The sequence below is a fragment of the Vibrio sp. TRT 21S02 genome (genome assembly GCF_050113675.1).
Classification (GTDB): Bacteria; Pseudomonadota; Gammaproteobacteria; order Enterobacterales; family Vibrionaceae; genus Vibrio.
On record NZ_JBNJOI010000010.1, the window covers coordinates 145,554 to 161,426 of the forward strand.

Annotated in this window: 14 protein-coding genes; 4 read left to right on the forward strand and 10 right to left on the reverse strand. The window is 41.4% G+C overall.

What is annotated here, in order from left to right:
• Window positions 1-3 precede the first annotated feature (3 nt).
• From ACQEXU_RS14490 to ACQEXU_RS14505, 4 genes are all read right to left on the reverse strand, one after another.
• The gene (locus ACQEXU_RS14490) at window positions 4-954 is read right to left on the reverse strand and encodes an iron chelate uptake ABC transporter family permease subunit (RefSeq protein WP_427011361.1); all 951 of its coding nucleotides are present in this window, start codon (window positions 952-954) and stop codon (window positions 4-6) included.
• Complete coding sequence (gene vctD, locus ACQEXU_RS14495; protein ID WP_427011362.1) at window positions 944-1,882, reverse strand: iron chelate uptake ABC transporter permease subunit VctD; 939 nt, start codon at window positions 1,880-1,882, stop codon at window positions 944-946. The genes ACQEXU_RS14490 and vctD overlap by 11 nt, the downstream gene beginning before the upstream one ends.
• Window positions 1,883-1,909: 27 nt before the next feature.
• Entirely contained in the window at window positions 1,910-2,815 is a 906-nt protein-coding gene (locus ACQEXU_RS14500; protein ID WP_427011363.1) for a siderophore ABC transporter substrate-binding protein, read from the reverse strand.
• A 179-nt stretch (window positions 2,816-2,994) separates the two neighbouring features.
• Complete coding sequence (locus ACQEXU_RS14505) at window positions 2,995-3,405, reverse strand: RNA-binding S4 domain-containing protein (RefSeq protein WP_427011364.1); 411 nt, start codon at window positions 3,403-3,405, stop codon at window positions 2,995-2,997.
• A gap of 336 nt (window positions 3,406-3,741) precedes the next feature.
• Here ACQEXU_RS14505 and ACQEXU_RS14510 point away from each other — a divergent pair, with 336 nt between their 5' ends.
• On the forward strand, window positions 3,742-4,371 hold the full coding sequence (locus ACQEXU_RS14510) for a response regulator (protein WP_427011365.1): 630 nt from the start codon (window positions 3,742-3,744) through the stop codon (window positions 4,369-4,371).
• On the opposite strand, the gene ACQEXU_RS14515 is transcribed toward ACQEXU_RS14510, so the two are convergent.
• The 6 genes from ACQEXU_RS14515 to ACQEXU_RS14540 form a co-directional block, all read right to left on the reverse strand.
• Window positions 4,310-5,227: a LysR family transcriptional regulator gene (locus ACQEXU_RS14515; protein WP_427011366.1), complete on the reverse strand. Its 918-nt coding sequence runs from the start codon at window positions 5,225-5,227 to the stop codon at window positions 4,310-4,312. The two genes, ACQEXU_RS14510 and ACQEXU_RS14515, sit on opposite strands and share 62 nt — an antisense overlap.
• Window positions 5,228-5,434: 207 nt before the next feature.
• Complete coding sequence (locus tag ACQEXU_RS14520) at window positions 5,435-6,049, reverse strand: response regulator (protein ID WP_427011367.1); 615 nt, start codon at window positions 6,047-6,049, stop codon at window positions 5,435-5,437.
• A gap of 14 nt (window positions 6,050-6,063) precedes the next feature.
• Complete coding sequence (locus ACQEXU_RS14525) at window positions 6,064-7,224, reverse strand: EAL domain-containing response regulator (protein WP_427011368.1); 1,161 nt, start codon at window positions 7,222-7,224, stop codon at window positions 6,064-6,066.
• Window positions 7,208-10,867, reverse strand: a complete 3,660-nt coding sequence (locus ACQEXU_RS14530; protein ID WP_427011369.1) for an ATP-binding protein — start codon at window positions 10,865-10,867, stop codon at window positions 7,208-7,210. The genes ACQEXU_RS14525 and ACQEXU_RS14530 overlap by 17 nt, the downstream gene beginning before the upstream one ends.
• 318 nt (window positions 10,868-11,185) lie before the next feature.
• The gene (locus ACQEXU_RS14535; protein WP_427011370.1) at window positions 11,186-11,854 is read right to left on the reverse strand and encodes a glutathione S-transferase family protein; all 669 of its coding nucleotides are present in this window, start codon (window positions 11,852-11,854) and stop codon (window positions 11,186-11,188) included.
• A gap of 10 nt (window positions 11,855-11,864) precedes the next feature.
• Window positions 11,865-12,476, reverse strand: coding sequence for a glutathione S-transferase (locus tag ACQEXU_RS14540; protein WP_427011371.1), 612 nt, complete (start codon window positions 12,474-12,476; stop codon window positions 11,865-11,867).
• Window positions 12,477-12,571: 95 nt separating this feature from the next.
• Here ACQEXU_RS14540 and ACQEXU_RS14545 point away from each other — a divergent pair, with 95 nt between their 5' ends.
• From ACQEXU_RS14545 to ACQEXU_RS14555, 3 genes are all read left to right on the forward strand, one after another.
• Window positions 12,572-13,156, forward strand: coding sequence for a TetR/AcrR family transcriptional regulator (locus ACQEXU_RS14545; RefSeq protein WP_427011372.1), 585 nt, complete (start codon window positions 12,572-12,574; stop codon window positions 13,154-13,156).
• Window positions 13,153-13,554, forward strand: coding sequence for a PPC domain-containing DNA-binding protein (locus ACQEXU_RS14550; RefSeq protein ID WP_427011373.1), 402 nt, complete (start codon window positions 13,153-13,155; stop codon window positions 13,552-13,554). The genes ACQEXU_RS14545 and ACQEXU_RS14550 overlap by 4 nt, the downstream gene beginning before the upstream one ends.
• A 336-nt stretch (window positions 13,555-13,890) precedes the next feature.
• The gene (locus ACQEXU_RS14555; RefSeq protein ID WP_427011374.1) at window positions 13,891-15,672 is read left to right on the forward strand and encodes an EAL domain-containing protein; all 1,782 of its coding nucleotides are present in this window, start codon (window positions 13,891-13,893) and stop codon (window positions 15,670-15,672) included.
• Window positions 15,673-15,873 lie beyond the last annotated feature (201 nt).

Genomic DNA, 15,873 nt, shown 5'->3' on the forward strand with positions numbered 1-15,873 from the left:
ACACTATACAATCCGGTTGCGCAGCAGCATTGACAAGAAGTAGATGCCACCGACAAAGTTAATAACTACGCTCAGCGTGGTTGAAAAGCTAAATAGATTTTCAACGATCCATTGCCCACCCAATAAGGCAACAATTGAAATCAGCGAACAGCCAATCAATAACACTTTATGTTGATAGGTTTTGAATGCTTCCCGAGCTAAATTGGTTACTAGGAACCCAAAGAACATGATCGGCCCAATCAGTGCTGTTGAAATCGCGATGAGTATTGCAGAAAGCATCAACACCTGACGCGTCACTCGCTGGACATCTAACCCTAAACTGGTCGCGTTATCTCGGTCTAACCAAAACACATCGAGCTTGCGACGCAAGTGAAACAATGCCGCACTAACCAACAGCAATAACGGAGTACATAAATACACTAGCTCGACTTTAACGTTATTAAAACTCGCGAACATGTTGTCTTGTACTGCCGCGAACTCATTTGGGTCCATCAACATGATAAAAAATGAGGATATATTGCTAAATAACTGCCCCAAAATCACACCAAGCAACAATAAAACCATTAAGTTTTGCCGTTCACCACGGAAGTAAAAGCTGTATAGCAAAAATGAAAAGCCTAACATCACCACCACTGACAGCGAGAAGTTGATATAGGCATTCAACATAAATGCACTCAATCCACCAAATACCGCGACAACAACAACTTGGGTAAAGAGGTATAACGAGTCAAACCCCATGATACTTGGCGTTAAAATACGGTTGTTGGTGATTGTCTGAAACGCAAGCGCAGACTGGCCAATAGCAATACCCGCTAAAACCATAGCCAATACTTTGGGTACACGACGAGATAAGAAGTAGTGATAGTTATCAGCGTTCAAACCAATACCAATAAACAAACCAGAAAATACGATGGCTGCGAGAGCCAATACAATTAATTTATGCTTATCCTGCACGACGTTGACCTCGCAAGATAAAGAAGATGAACACACTGCCACCTAAGATACTGATGATCATCGAAATAGGGATTTCATACGGGAAAATAATCACGCGTCCAACCAAATCACAGCCGAGTACGATCAATGCGCCTAAAATTGCGGTAATTGGAATGTTTCGCCTTAGATTGTCACCGAAATAATGACTGACCAAGTTGGGCACAATCAGCCCTAAAAATGGCAATTGACCAACAATCATCACAACACTGGCCGACATCACGGAGACCAGTAAAACACCAATAACCAATACCTGTTGATAGTTAAGCCCGAGGTTAACAGCAAAGTCTTTTCCAAGCCCGACCGCAGAGATTCGCGTCGCGAACATGTAGCTGAAAATCGCTACAGGTAACGCGATATAGAGTAGCTCGTAGTCACCTTGTAGCAAGTTGGCAAAGTTCGCAACGGCCCACGCAGACACGTTTTGTACCGCATCATATTTGTAAGCTAAGAAGGTCGCTAAAGAATCAACGACACCGCCATAAATGATCCCGATTAATGGTACAAAAATCGCGTTTTTAAATTGGATACGATTAATAAACTGAATGAACAGTAAAGTGCCCGCCATCGCGACTAAAAAAATCAGCCAAAGCTGTTCACCGTCACCAAATAATACCAAGCTAAGCACATAGCCAAACATGGCACATTCGATCGTCCCGGAAGTAGAAGGTGCTGCAAAACGGTTTTGACTAATTTGTTGCATGATGAGGCCTGCAATACTGAGCCCTCCCCCCGCTAACAAAACAGCGACAAGTCTTGGAATACGACTGGTGATCATCAGGTGCCATGCATCTTCATCACCTGATAACAATGCCCCTAAATTTAAATCGCCTACCCCCACAAAAAGTGAAGATAGGCTCAATAAAATCAGGAGCAGCAATAACTTCTTCAAAGTTAACCTCTGCTTAAACCCTTCGAATTACATACTTAACGATGACTTCACATCATCAATCATCTGTTCAGTTGCACGCATACCAGCAATGGACAAATACCAAGCATTGATGTCTAGATAGGCCATGTGCTTGTTTTGGTAAGCTTTCGTCGCTTTCACTAAATCATTTTCAAAGTCACGCTCTGTAGTGCTTTTGCCTTTATTGATCAGTTTGTCTTTATCGATGATCAATAGCGTGCTTGGGTTTTTATCTTTAATGAACTCGTAAGAGATCAGATCACCGTGGCGACTCTCTTTTATACCTTCAACTGTTTCTTTGAAACCGAAATCTTTGTAGATAGATGCAAAACGCGATTTAGCACCAAATGCTGTAATATTGCCACCAGCACTCATGACAGTTAATGCATCCACATTATTCGTTTGGTTGTATTCACGAATAGCCTTGAAATCCGCATCAACTTGCGCGATTTTCTGCTCTACATAATCCTGCTTATCGAAGACCTTGCCTAGATTACGCCACTGTTGCTGTGTGCTTGCCCAGTAACCTTGTTTGCTGTCTGCGGCATATACAATCGTTGGTGCAATTTCAGATAACTCATCGTATTTGCTTGCACCACGAGCACCGACAATAATGAGATCTGGCTTTTGCGTAAAAATGGTTTCGTAGTCAGGTTCAAACAAACTACCAGCCGAAACATAGTCACCTTTGCGGTACTCAGCTAAGTACTCTGGAAACATACTTACCGTAGAGATTGCTACTGGCTCCACACCAAATTCTTTTACGGTATCCAGCGCACCTAACCCGATAACCACAACACGCTTTGGTTGGGTCTCAACCGTCGTTGTTCCCTGTGCATGGGTTATTTCAATTTGCTCAGCCTGAGCACCGAATGCAATCAGTCCGGTAACCAATGCAATTGCTGATAATTTCATATCTCGACTCCATTAATACAAACGCAATGCATTATCATTTAGATTTCTATTGGTGTCATCTGCTATTTACGTTCTTTACCTTTGTAGGCCAAAGTGTGTGAAGTTTGTATTGCGAGTCGACGATCAAAAAAGCCACCTTGAATACAAGGTGGCCTACGTAGAAGTTTGCTCAGTGGGATTTAAAAGAAATCAATCGATGATCGGCCATTCGACTTTGGCTTATTCTTTTGTTTCGGCTGTTTTTTCTCTGCTTTTTTGCTCTGGGCGTTTTTCTTATCTGACTTTTGGCTCTGTTTAGGTTTTGGGGTTTCTAGGACTTCAACAGGTGGAGTGTCACAAACCACCACATAATACTCTTGATTGAATTCAAAGAAATCGCCATCGTACATCTTCCGGCGTTTACGTGTCTCCAGTTCCCCGTTAACCGCAACATAACCTTCTGAGATGAGGTGTTTCGCTTCACCACCACCGCCAACTAAATTAGCAATTTTAAAGACTTTATAGAGCTCTATAGGCTGAGATGAAACTTCGATACCAATCGCTTCAATTTCAATCTCTTCTGCTTGTTCTGCCTGATGATCTTGGCTCATACATTGCCCCAATTGAAAAAACACGAGTCTAGCGGTTATCTTAGTAAAAATATAGCGCTTCTTACCTACACCTGACCTGTAGCTCTGCTACGCACATAATTTTTTCATAAAATTCAACGACACTTAATTTAAGCCAAACAACAGCTAGATCACTGACCCCGCCTTAAATCAAGCACCTTAAGCTGACAAGCAATTGACGCATATGACACTTTCATGACGATTTTTCCTTTAAGGAAACAACGCTTTTCCACCTTTTCCGTCAGCTTTGACCTACATTACTCTCCTAACGGAGTTGGTACACAAGGACCTTTGGTTAATAACAACGAGAATATGGTCATGTCATTTACAAAAACACTTATTATCGATACTCAGCCCATCATGCGTGAAGCGCTTGAACAGATTGTTTACGATTCTCTGCCACAAGCTCAAGTCTTTCAGGCTAACTCAGCAACTTTTGGTGTTCAGCTGATCCGCAACCACGATATTAAGTTGGTGATACTTGATGTTGATTTAGATAACTCTGATGGCTTCGAATTTGTACGTAGAGCACGTGCCCATGGTTACCAAGGTAAGATTTTGTTTATTTCTGGTAGCAAGCATCCAATGTATTCAGATACCGCTTATAAACTTGGTGCAAATGGTTATGTGGCTAAAACCGAATCTGCACTGGTGTTAAAAGAGGCGATCATCAGCGTTGCCAGAGGCTACTCTGTCTTTAAACATGAGCAACACAAAACACGCCGAAATATCGCACTTTCCAACCGAGAAACGGTTGTGTTTAATTATTTGATGAAGGGCTACACAAACAAGAAGATTTCAGAGCTTTTATCACTGAGCTCTAAAACCATCAGTACTTATAAGTCACGCATTCTCGACAAATACAATGTGGGCTCAATTGTTGAACTTATGCATCTTCAGGATCATGTAGTTTGTGGGGCTCAAACAGATGATGCGTCAACTTCTTAACCAACAGTTGGTGTAGCGGGTTCCCTCTATTGGCCAATTTATAATTGGCCACAATAGACAGCCGACAGTTTCGCTGCACTGACTCTGGAAGTTCTTCCCCAACGAGATTGTCGGGTAAATAATGTGAATAAGGAAATAGCGTTGCACAACCCAGTTTTTCAATTGTCTTAAACAAACAACTGGTGCTATCGACCGTCGCTATTTTCTTAATATCATACCCTGCTGCGACCAATGCTTGCTTGGTGACTGCCTTGTTATTCAACCACCCTTTCATTTCCATTAAAACAAAGGGCAACTTCAACTTTTCTTCCAGACTCAGGTCACCTAAAGAAGCCGGTGTAACGATCACACCCCGGTAAGCACTGAGTGGTTGTTGATAGATGGTTTTGGTCTGCGCTTCATTAAAATAGTGAATACCGACATCAATTCGGTCTTCAAGAATGTACTTAGCCGTTAGATCATGCCATGAGGTGAGCTTAATCGGTGCATTGGGAAATGTATTAAGCAGATCAATTAAAATCTGGTCTCCTAATATACATTGAGCAATATCCGGTAGTGCAATGACAATTTCTTTCTTATGACTCTTTGGATCAAACGCTTCTCGAGTTAATGCAGTATCAATCAATTGCATCCCTTCCGAGATTTTAGGTAGCAATTGTAGTGTATATTCAGTGGGCTCAAATTCATGCGCTCCGCGAACAAAGAGTGGGTCCCCTAACTGTTCACGAAGTTTCGCTAATTGCTTACTTACTGCACTTTCCGTTTTACCAAGTGATTTTGCCACTGGCTTTAAGTGACGATACTGATCAAGAAGTGTTAGCACCTTTAAGAGGTTCAAATCCAATTGAGATTTCATTGCTGCTCCGCGCCCTAAATTAACAGCCAACGTGTTGTCATCATGCGAGTTTACGAGATAAACCGCGAGCTTGCCCTTTGGAAAAACAATTATTGATTGCAGTCTCACAATCGGTGTGTTTTCCGTTTATTAATTGGGACGGACGTAGAGAGTAAACAGATCGTCAGCGTAGCTTAAAGATCTTTTAGCCAGTGAACCTCAACTATCTTAAACCTCTGCTAAGGTTTCGGTGGCCTTAGCCAGCTCAAGAATGGATTTGACTTTGTATTTTTCCAAAATGCGCATTTTATAGGTGCTGATGGTTTTTGCGCTCAAATTCAAGATGTTCGCAATTTCCTTGTTAGACGTGCCATCAAGCAAGTAGTTTAACACCATCGTTTCTCGGTGAGATAATTTCACTTCCGGGCTGACCCCTTTCTGAGCCCCAGCGAATTTAAAGAAAGAATAACCATTGAGTACCCCTTCAATGGCATCCCCAATCAATCCCATATCTTCAGATTTACTGATGTAGGCATCGGCACCAAGGCGGAAAGCGGTCTCACTGTACATTCGAGATTCATTAGCAGATAAGAACAATGTCTTACCAAGATAACCTTGTGCTTTGGCTCGACGTAAAAATTCAAAGCCATCAGAACTTGTCAATTTAACATCCAATACCATCAAATCGATATGATGCTCACGAAGTATCTTCATGCCCTCATTGATGTCAGTAGCGGTGTAAACCGAGCCAATTCGTTTTCTATTGTTCAATAAGGTTGCTATCGCAGAGCAAACTAGAGGATGGTCATCTAAAATCAAACATGCATACGATCTAAACTGCATTTATTACTCTCTTATTATGCGTCCATCTTTAAAAATTCATCCAATGGCATTGGCATTCCCGTCAAACTTCCCTGGCATAGCCCAACGCCTACACGCTTGAGGTAATCCCAAGTGGCTTGATCTTCTACACCTTCTGCTACGATTCTAAGGTTCATACTTTTCGCTAAACCACAGATCATTTCGACAATGGATTGAGTTCGAATATCGTAGGTACAGGTCGTTACAAACTCTTTATCAATTTTGATTTCAGTAAAAGGCAGCTGTGATAACTTCAATAACGACGAATACCCCGTACCAAAATCATCTAAAGAGAGACCAATCCCATTCATTCTTATGCGAGCCAACTGCTCTAGCATTGTCGGGGAGAGTTCTGTCACTTCATGCTCTGTCAGCTCAATAATGATGTGGCTCGGCGGTACACCGTGATGACGGCATTGTTGCAATATTGTATCGGCGAAATTTTCTGTCTCGATGTTTGTCTGCGTGGCATTGACTGAAAAGATGCAGCTTCCAGACGTTTGCGCCGCAGCGGTGACGGTTTGTTCTAAAACGCAATCAAATAAAGAATTTTGAAGCCCATACTGAAAAACCAAAGGCATGAAGTGTGCTGGGCCAATAATGCCGTATTTAGGATGCTGCCAACGCACTAACACTTCACAGCCTTTCAACTTCATTGAGTTGAAACTAAATTTTGGTTGGTAGTAGTTGACCAGCTCTCTGTTTTGAATCGCAGAGATAAGATCTTGCTCTGTGATATCTAAAGGCTGAGCAATACAATTCTTTGGACGCTCAGTTCTATTAATCTCAGTAAGCAAATTAAACAATGCATCTCTCGTTGCTGGCTTTTCCAATGCCGTGACAAAAGAAAAGTCCATTAATTTACACATGGTGCTTGCGGTTTTTAAGACACCATCATCCATCCCACTTAATATACAAATTGCCGCATTGTACCCAGTGAGATTTAGCTTTTTCAGAAAATGCAGGCCATCCATATGTGGCATGCTTAAATCACATATCAACAAATCAAACTGTTGTTGTGCACACAGTGATAGTGCTTCTTGCCCAGAACCGGCCAAGGTGGCATTTTCAATACCACACGCTTTTAATTGCAACAAAGTTCCATGTTGCTGAAGCGGACTATCATCGAGTATTAAAACCTTAGATGTAAGTTTCATTGTTTGTTAACCAACGTGTTGTTTCTTCTATGGTTGCTTCGATCATTTCGACCACGGTGTCCAAAGCTCCCTGGACGTTGGTTTCTCCTGCACGGATCATTTTTTCTAACTGTCCTGCATGTGCAGCCAGTTCACTTAAACCGACCGATGCCGCTCCACCTTTAATGCGGTGTGCGATCTCACCTTTATCTTCAATAGACGCCGCCGAAGATTTCAGATTCTGAGTGTCTTCGGCCATTGTGTGAAGAAAGATTTGACCTAACTGAAGCGCGTCTGATTTTTGATAATTTTCAAGCCAAAATGTGTTCGTTTCTTTGGCTAAACTTTCTTCAGATGCGACGTCTTCAGCAACAATCTCTAATTCTTCTTTGAGTAAATCGTTAAGTTGCTTAATTCCATACGGTTTATACAAAATATCATCGAACTTAACGTCATGGTTTTCTAAAGAACGAACTCTAGAATCTTCGGCCGTACAACCAAATATTTTCTTGTGATTAAATTGCGGAATAAGGCTTCTAACTTTACTCGTAAGTTCGTAGCCATCCATGTTTGGCATATGACCATCAGTGATCAGTAGATCGTATTTTTCATAATGACTTTGAAGCGCTAAGAAAGCTTCCAAGCCATCAGAAACGATGTCTGCGGTGACACCCATTTCTTCAAGTTGCCCTTTGATCAACATCTGGTTAATTGGGTTATCCTCTGCAACCAGAATGTGTCCTCGTAGCTGACATGTATCACTTTCTTGAACAACATCACCGTCATTCAATCGTTGCAAGCACTCATACAATAGGTCAGGGAAAAGTGGCGAATTTGATATCTCGGCAATGTTGTCCGAAATACGTAGAAACTCTCGCAGCTGCCTAGTAATGAAAATTGTAAAATCACTATCAGATTCAAGAGACAACATGTTCTCAGTCACTTTAACCGTCTTACGGCTCTCTTCTGTGACACCGTTTTGATTCCAAAGTGTAATCCAGCGTTTCACCTCATGACTCACATCGTGAGTACAAATATCAAGATGAGGAAAATCATTGTTATATCGTTCAAGCACTTTGTGCGGAAGCGTAAACATGACTTTTGTCCCTAGGCCTTTAATGCTGGATATATCAAACTCTCCCCCCATAAGTTTGACCAAATCACGTACTATAGTTAAACCTAGGCCAGTACCTCCAAATTTGCGAGCCGTTGTATTGTCTGCTTGCATAAATGGCTGGAACACACGTTCACACTCATCCGTCGTCATTCCTTTGCCTGTATCTGTAACAGACAGCGCCAATGATTCTTCGTTCACACTCAGCTCAACCGTAACCTCACCTTTTGACGTAAACTTAACCGCATTTGACAAAAGATTGTTAACGATTTGCCCATAACGAAGCGCATCGAATTCGATCACCTTAATTTCACTGGGTACCCACTTAAAATCAAACGATAAGTTCTTCTCAAGTGCAGCCGCTTGATGAATTCGTAACAGCTCTCCGGTGGAGCGCACGATTCGACAAGGTTGCGGATCAAGCCTTAATTGCTTCGCCTCAAGCTTAGAAAAATCAAGAATATCGTTAACCAGCAATTGAAGGTTTTTCGTCGATGTGGTGAGGTTTCTTAGAATAAGAGAGTGTTCTTCGCCTTTGATCTGCATGGTCAGCATTTCAAGCAGCCCACTCATGCCTGCGATAGGCGTTCTAAGTTCATGACTCATTGTGGCGAGGAAACGTTCACGTGACTGAACAGCTTTATGAGCGACATCATTAGCCTGACGTAACTCTCGCTCTTGCAGTTTTTGTTGCGTGACATCATTAACAACGGTCAACACCAAGCGCTTCATGCCCGGGCCATTCAGTACGCGTTTTCGGTAGTAATCTATCGTTTGGAAACTCGCAGCACAGCCTTTAATGTCAATATTTCGGTGGATCACGCTGCCAAAGTTCAGCACTTCGTCGAGCTCTTTGCTGTCACTAATGATTGCGGTGCCATCACCGTTCTCAAGCGACATATCGCACTTGTTACAACGACCTTGTTTGTATTCAATACAGTTGTTCAAGAGCAACTGATGGCTCTCATTATGGATAAAGATCTTGCTTGGCAGCGTATTGATAACATTCTGCAAAAACTTAAGCTCATCTTTCGAATGCTTAATATCACGCTCTTTGAGCCTAACTTGTAATTTTAGGTTCTTTAACCAGAGGTAGATGATGAAACTCAGTACAACAACAACAAGAACTGCAACCCCAAATAAAGCGAAAACCTGCCACTTTTCATAACCATAAACAATATTAAATTGGTTGTAGCCATTTTTGATCTTACGGATTTCACTGTTATCAATGGTGTTCAACATGCCATTAAGTACATCTTTCAGTACTGGGCGTTTTTTGGAAATACCGAGGGAAGTGTTTAAGACTTTAAAGTCATTTCTATTAATCACGTATTTATCGTTGTAGTACTGAGCAAGCATTACTTCAACGATGTCATCTCGAATATAAGCGTGACGGACTTTGCCTTTGTCTAAATCGGAGAGCAGGGTTTGAATGCTGCTATACACCTCAATATTTGGCCCAAACACGAGGTTCTTAAATAAGGCTTGTCCTGAGCTCTGAGAAAATAACACCCCTTCTTTATTCGTTGATTCTGGCGGCGTGATCACCGGCTGTACGCTCACGTACTTTAACCGCATAAAAGGCTGTGTGAGATCAACAACATCCTGATAGCCTGATTGCTTTAATGCGATCGGCAATATGTCGATTCGATCTTCTTGCAACATTTTTCGAAGGGTATCCCCTTCTTTCATTTTTACGTAAGTAAATTTAAGCCCGGAACGTGCTTGCAGAAGACGGATAATGTCATAAAGGTAACCAGAAAGTTCTCCCTCACTGGTTCTAAACAGAAGTGGGTAAGAGTCTTCACTAAAAGAAAAACGGACAGGTTTTTCATCAAGCTTACGTTCTCTAAATTTGATGTTAACCAAGTCACTCTGATGATAAATATTCTGCGACTTAATCGACTCGCGATTTAAGTTCTTTTCTTCTCTATCAATAATTTTATTGATGATGCTAATTAAAATTTGATGGTCTGGTTTCGCCATAATGGCGACTTTTTCGGTATCGAGCCAACCGGGCGTTTTAACCTGTCCAACCAAAGTGTTCTTATCATTTAGGTGTTGCATCACCGAGATATAGTCTGCAACGAGTGCATCCGCCTCACCTTCGTCAACAAGATGAACAGATTCGGCAAAACTATCCGTATGAATAATGTCGGTAATACCGCGTTTGGTGAGGCTTTGACAGTAAATGGAGTTAGCAATACACGCCCAAGTCACTTTTTCTGGTGCCATATACGGCATATGACTTTTACGATACCAAATCGCTAGGCTTCCTTGGTATAACGGTTTGCTGAAAATGAATTCTTTTTCTCGCTGAACGGTTTGACTAAACCCAAGCCCTAGGTCAGAGTCACCCTCACGTATCGATCGGAATACTTCAGCAATACTAGAGTAGGAATTGATTTTAATGGTAAAGCCGGCTTCACGAGCAATACCTTGTAAATAATCGGCATTGATTTGCTGAGACTGATCGATTGACGCCGTCTGCAGACCATCATCAGAAATTCGAGCTAAAACAGCAACATTAATAACATTGTGCTCTTTCAAATAAAGCTTCTCTTTCGGGCTAAGAACATAGCTTTGCGCGAAGCATGGAAGCGTTATAAATAAGCATATTATTGAAAGAACGAGTTTATTCAGCACAATGATTTATCAATTTCAGTAATGTGCAGCGCAGCTTAGTGCGGTCAATGACATTGTCAATTCGTTCTATGGCATGAAATAAATCTTATCCTATTGTTTTTTAATGACTTTATTTTTGTCGGTCAGTTTATTCTTACATCAATATCATCCTTTACAGACAAGAGATTGGAGAAAGCCACAAAAAAGGCTTACTGAAAAACAGTAAGCCTTTGTTATCCATAATTATTGCGTAACCATCTGGCTAATGCGCTTCGCTCGCTCTTCCTGAGTTTCACTCGATGGCGTCGGTACCGCTAAACCTTTTTGTACCGCTGGGCGTTTCGCTATCTCATCTAACCAGCGTTGAAGGTTATCAAGCCCTTCGATATTGATACCACTCCATTCGTAAATACGAACCCAAGGCCATGTCGCAATATCGGCTATCGAATATTCATCGCCTGCTAAGTATTTTGACTTTCCAAGTTGCTTATCCATCACTTCAAAAAGGCGACGACCTTCATTTTGGTATCGGTCGATAGCAGGCTGAATTTTTTCAGGGAAGTAACGATAAAATACGTTCGCTTGACCCATCATCGGCCCTACCCCACCCATTTGGAACATTAACCACTGAATCACTTTTGAACGTGCTTTCTCATCAGTTGGTAAGAACTTGCCTGTTTTCTCAGCTAGGTACAATAAAATAGCACCCGATTCAAACACGATGAAATCATCGTTATCTTTATCGATGATGGCTGGAATGCGGCCATTCGGGTTAATGGCCGTAAATTCAGGCCCTTTCTGGATATTGGTCGAAATATCTAGTGCATTGACATTATAGTCTAATCCCATCTCTTCAAGTGCGATTGAGATCTTGTGTCCATTTGGTGTTGCTGCGGTGTACAGTTCAATCATGCTTCACCCCTTATTGAAATGCAGGACGGGTTGAAACCACATCAAACCAGCGACGAATATTTGGATATTGCCCTAAAACATCAAGTTCCAAACCATTTTGTGCAAAGCCCACAAAGATGAAAGCCGTGATGTCTACGATAGTGAATTGCTCAGAAGCAACGTATTCACTTGCAGCCAAACGAGCATCCAATTGCGGCAAAAATGCGGCTACACGTTCTTTTGATTCTGCACCCCATTCGTATACACAAGTCTCACGGTCATCATAGATTGCAGTTAAGTTACGGAAAGCTTGGAATCCAGTATATAGACCTTGGAATTCTACAACACGATGCCACATTTCAACTTGCGCTTTTTCTTTTGCATCTCGACCAAACAATGCGTTGTTGTTTGCTGAGCTCTCATCAAAGTAGCGACAAATTGCCACACTTTCACAAATCGTCGTGCCATCATCCAATTCTAATAATGGAACGCGACCATTAACGGCCTTTGCCTTGAACTCTTCTTTTAGGTTGTCACCACCCTGAACATTGATTTCTTCTCTTGGTACTTCAACACCTAGCTCTTTTAGAAAGATTGATACACGACGGCAGCTTGGTGTCATTGCAGTTTCATAAATTTTCATTCTCGGTTCCTTTTACTCTTTTTCTGAACGATCGTTTAGTTTAGAATAAAGAATATCTAACCGATCAGTCAAGAACTTTTTAAGGAATGATCTTAATGGCACGTAAAAGCAAATTTGATAGGACTGAAAAATTGCATGAAGCGATGGAGCTATTTTGGCGTAAAGGGTACGCCAATACTGCCATCTCTGACTTAGTGGATGAACTTCAGATCAACCGTTTTAGCCTCTACAACACCTATGGTGATAAGCAGCAGCTCTACTACGAAGCACTCAATACTTACTTAAAACAAGTACAGGTGCCCAGTATCAAAGCGCTGGAACAAGAAAATGCAAATATTGATGAACTGAAGACATTTTTACTCGACTTCGCAGCAATTCAGCGCGAACGTCATTGTGGCTGTTTTATGCAAAATGCATTAGTAGAACATGCTGGTGAAGATGAGGTGGTGTTAAAAGCCGGCCATGGTTTATTTAACCATTTACTTGAAGTCATTACTCGTGCACTTAAAAATGCCCAAGACGATCAAAAAGTGATTCACCATATTCCAGCCGCACAACTGGCCGCTTTGGTATTGAGCCACATGCAAGGAATGCGTGTCCTTGGTAAAGCGTTTAGATACGAAGAAATCGATACAGCCACCACTGGCTTATTAAGCCTGTTAGAGCCGATCAAATCATGATCGTACCTATCGTAAAACGTCTAAAACGAGATCAAGACTTAAAGCAGGCAATCCAAGCATTAGTCACCGAGCATCAAATCAAAGCAGGCAGCATCGCCTCATGCGTAGGCTGCTTATCAAGTATCCATATTCGCCTTGCTGGTGCTGAATCAACACTGTTACTTACTCAGCCTTTTGAGATCGTTTCACTTATGGGCACGCTAACACCCAAACACCAACACCTACATATTGCGGTGTCTGATCGTGATGGGAAAGTCTGGGGAGGCCACCTGCTGGAAGGTAGCCTTGTCGACACAACTGCGGAACTTATTATTCACCACTACCCTAAACTCTCTTTATCACGTGAACAAGATGACACAACAGGCTATACAGAATTGGTTGTAGATTCGAATCAATAATAACCACAGTGATTACTTTGTAGCTCATTGCTGTTAAGAAATGTCGAAACTATCAACTAACAAACATTTTGCCCTAGTAGTTAATTACCAATTCATGTTAAACATGTACTACTCAACAAGTTCTTAAACAAATGGGTTAACGGATTAACATTGTCCGTATCAACGAGCCACTATTAGACCAAATGCATAAAATGGCCGTGATATGCACCGAATTTAACGATAACTTCTGCGTTTTCAAAAACCTAAATAGGATCGCAGAATTAGTTAAAAAGAGTGATTACAGTATATAGCCACGGAATTGGCTTGCCATGAGATGTAATGGGTAGGTTTTATACAATGTCAGAAAGTTACAAATTAGTTCGTTCGAATTTTGATTTGCCACCTCTCGCAGACTCTACTGTAATAAGCCCCCAACACAATATACCGTCCATCGTTCACTTTCCTGCTGAAGCACAAGAAATTGCTGAGCTAAAACGAGAGTATCTGTCCGATATGTTCGACGTTTTTAGCGATGGCCTGTTTTACATGTCGGAACAAGAACAGTTTCATTTATACAATCCAAACTTTTACAATAAATTTGGTATTGAGAACAATGAGATCTCCCTTGAGACTTGGATGTCTCTTATTCATCCTACCGATCGACTTAGCCTACATAAAAGGCTAAAAGAGCTTCGTTATATAGAAGAAAAGAAGATATCCACGCAATACCGAGTATTACGCTCAGACGGTCAATATTCTTGGATTGAAGGAACCGTTATCGTTAAAAATAAAGACGGAAAGCGCTATTTTATAGGCTGTCATCGCGATATCTCCCAAGAAAAGTTGATGGAAAACTGTGCTAAACGTGCCGTTTTCAGAGACAACACCTCTGGCCTTGCCAACACAAATCAGCTAACCATTGATCTTGAAGCTCTTCGACATAAAAATACCGTTAACTATTCCATCATTTACATTCAAATTGATGATATTAAGTCATATCTAAACTTGTATGGCCCACAGATCCTCAAAGACTTGATCTCACATTTAGTCACTTCGCTCAAAGATCTTCCAGAAGACTTTATTGGTATCTATCGTGTTCACTCTGATGATTTTGTCGTGCTATTGCGTGGTTATAACGATCAATTTCAATTGGAAAACTTAGGCAAACGTATTCTCAAAGGCTACCACCGCTCACTTGATGAAAATGGTTATCTCTATGGGACAGAAATTAATATTGGAATATACCCAGATATTGATATCTACAATACAGCCGAGGAACTCGTCAAAATTGCATCACGCACCTGTCAGTTTGCCGGATCCAATGAAACCAGACGAATTAGCGTGTATGGTGGACACACCAAAGATAAAGTCGATCGTCATTTCTACATCGAACAAGAATTAAAGCGTGCGATTACCACTAATACCCTTAGCCTCAAGTTCCAACCAATTATCTGTACCAAAGAAAATCGCGTCTCTAGCTTTGAAGCCTTAGTAAGGTGGAAAAGTGCACAAATTGGTGAGATTTATCCTGATGAATTTATCTCAGTTGCAGAGAAGAAGGGGCTTATTATCGAGCTAGGTTACTCAGTTTTTGCCAAAGCATGTAAGTTTATTAAGCTGTATCAGAAGCATCACGAAAGTGATGTAAAGGTAAATGTAAACGTCTCGGTGCTCCAACTGCTCAACAGCCAGTTTCCCGATACGGTCAAGCAAATGGCACATGATGCCGGTGTGGAACCCCATAAAATCGTGCTAGAACTCACGGAAACTATGATTCTCGATGGAAACAAAAGTGCTGCCAGCCAACTACAAAAATTGAGTGAGTATGGATTTCAACTGTCTTTGGATGATTTTGGTTCGGGTTATAGCTCGTTAAACAGCTTTTTTGACCTCCCACTCAACCAAATCAAGATAGACAAGTCGATTGCATGGCGCTCGCTCAACAATCCAGCAACGACTGAGTACGTGAAATTTATCATTCAGTTATGCCAAAACAATAACGTCGACATTGTTGTAGAAGGAATAGAAAGCGCTGAAATGCAAAGAAAATTCATTGCTCTCGGTGCCTCTTACTTGCAAGGGTACTGGTTTTCCAAGCCATTATCTTACGCCAGTGCCAGTCGTTATACCCACATTTGATACCATCAAAGCCCATCTTTTGTATCATTTTTGAGAAACAGCAAATGACTAATACTTAAGCATTGACATATTTGCGAATCAAATCAAAAATCTGCCACTTCTAATAAAAAATAAACAGTTAAAGTTCATCCCAGAGTGCTAGTTCAGTATAGCAACCCTACATGTGATTGGATTTCACATGCTACCACTCTCGAACACGGA

Coding starts and splice junctions, on each gene's coding strand:
- ACQEXU_RS14515 (WP_427011366.1), bottom strand. CDS start 5,227: ATGAAATCTCAATTGGATTTGAACCTCTTAAAGGTGCTAACACTTCTT.
- ACQEXU_RS14505 (WP_427011364.1), bottom strand. CDS start 3,405: ATGAGCCAAGATCATCAGGCAGAACAAGCAGAAGAGATTGAAATTGAA.
- ACQEXU_RS14555 (WP_427011374.1), top strand. CDS start 13,891: ATGTCAGAAAGTTACAAATTAGTTCGTTCGAATTTTGATTTGCCACCT.
- ACQEXU_RS14520 (WP_427011367.1), bottom strand. CDS start 6,049: ATGCAGTTTAGATCGTATGCATGTTTGATTTTAGATGACCATCCTCTA.
- ACQEXU_RS14545 (WP_427011372.1), top strand. CDS start 12,572: ATGGCACGTAAAAGCAAATTTGATAGGACTGAAAAATTGCATGAAGCG.
- ACQEXU_RS14540 (WP_427011371.1), bottom strand. CDS start 12,476: ATGAAAATTTATGAAACTGCAATGACACCAAGCTGCCGTCGTGTATCA.
- ACQEXU_RS14550 (WP_427011373.1), top strand. CDS start 13,153: ATGATCGTACCTATCGTAAAACGTCTAAAACGAGATCAAGACTTAAAG.
- ACQEXU_RS14525 (WP_427011368.1), bottom strand. CDS start 7,224: ATGAAACTTACATCTAAGGTTTTAATACTCGATGATAGTCCGCTTCAG.
- ACQEXU_RS14500 (WP_427011363.1), bottom strand. CDS start 2,815: ATGAAATTATCAGCAATTGCATTGGTTACCGGACTGATTGCATTCGGT.
- ACQEXU_RS14535 (WP_427011370.1), bottom strand. CDS start 11,854: ATGATTGAACTGTACACCGCAGCAACACCAAATGGACACAAGATCTCA.
- ACQEXU_RS14510 (WP_427011365.1), top strand. CDS start 3,742: ATGTCATTTACAAAAACACTTATTATCGATACTCAGCCCATCATGCGT.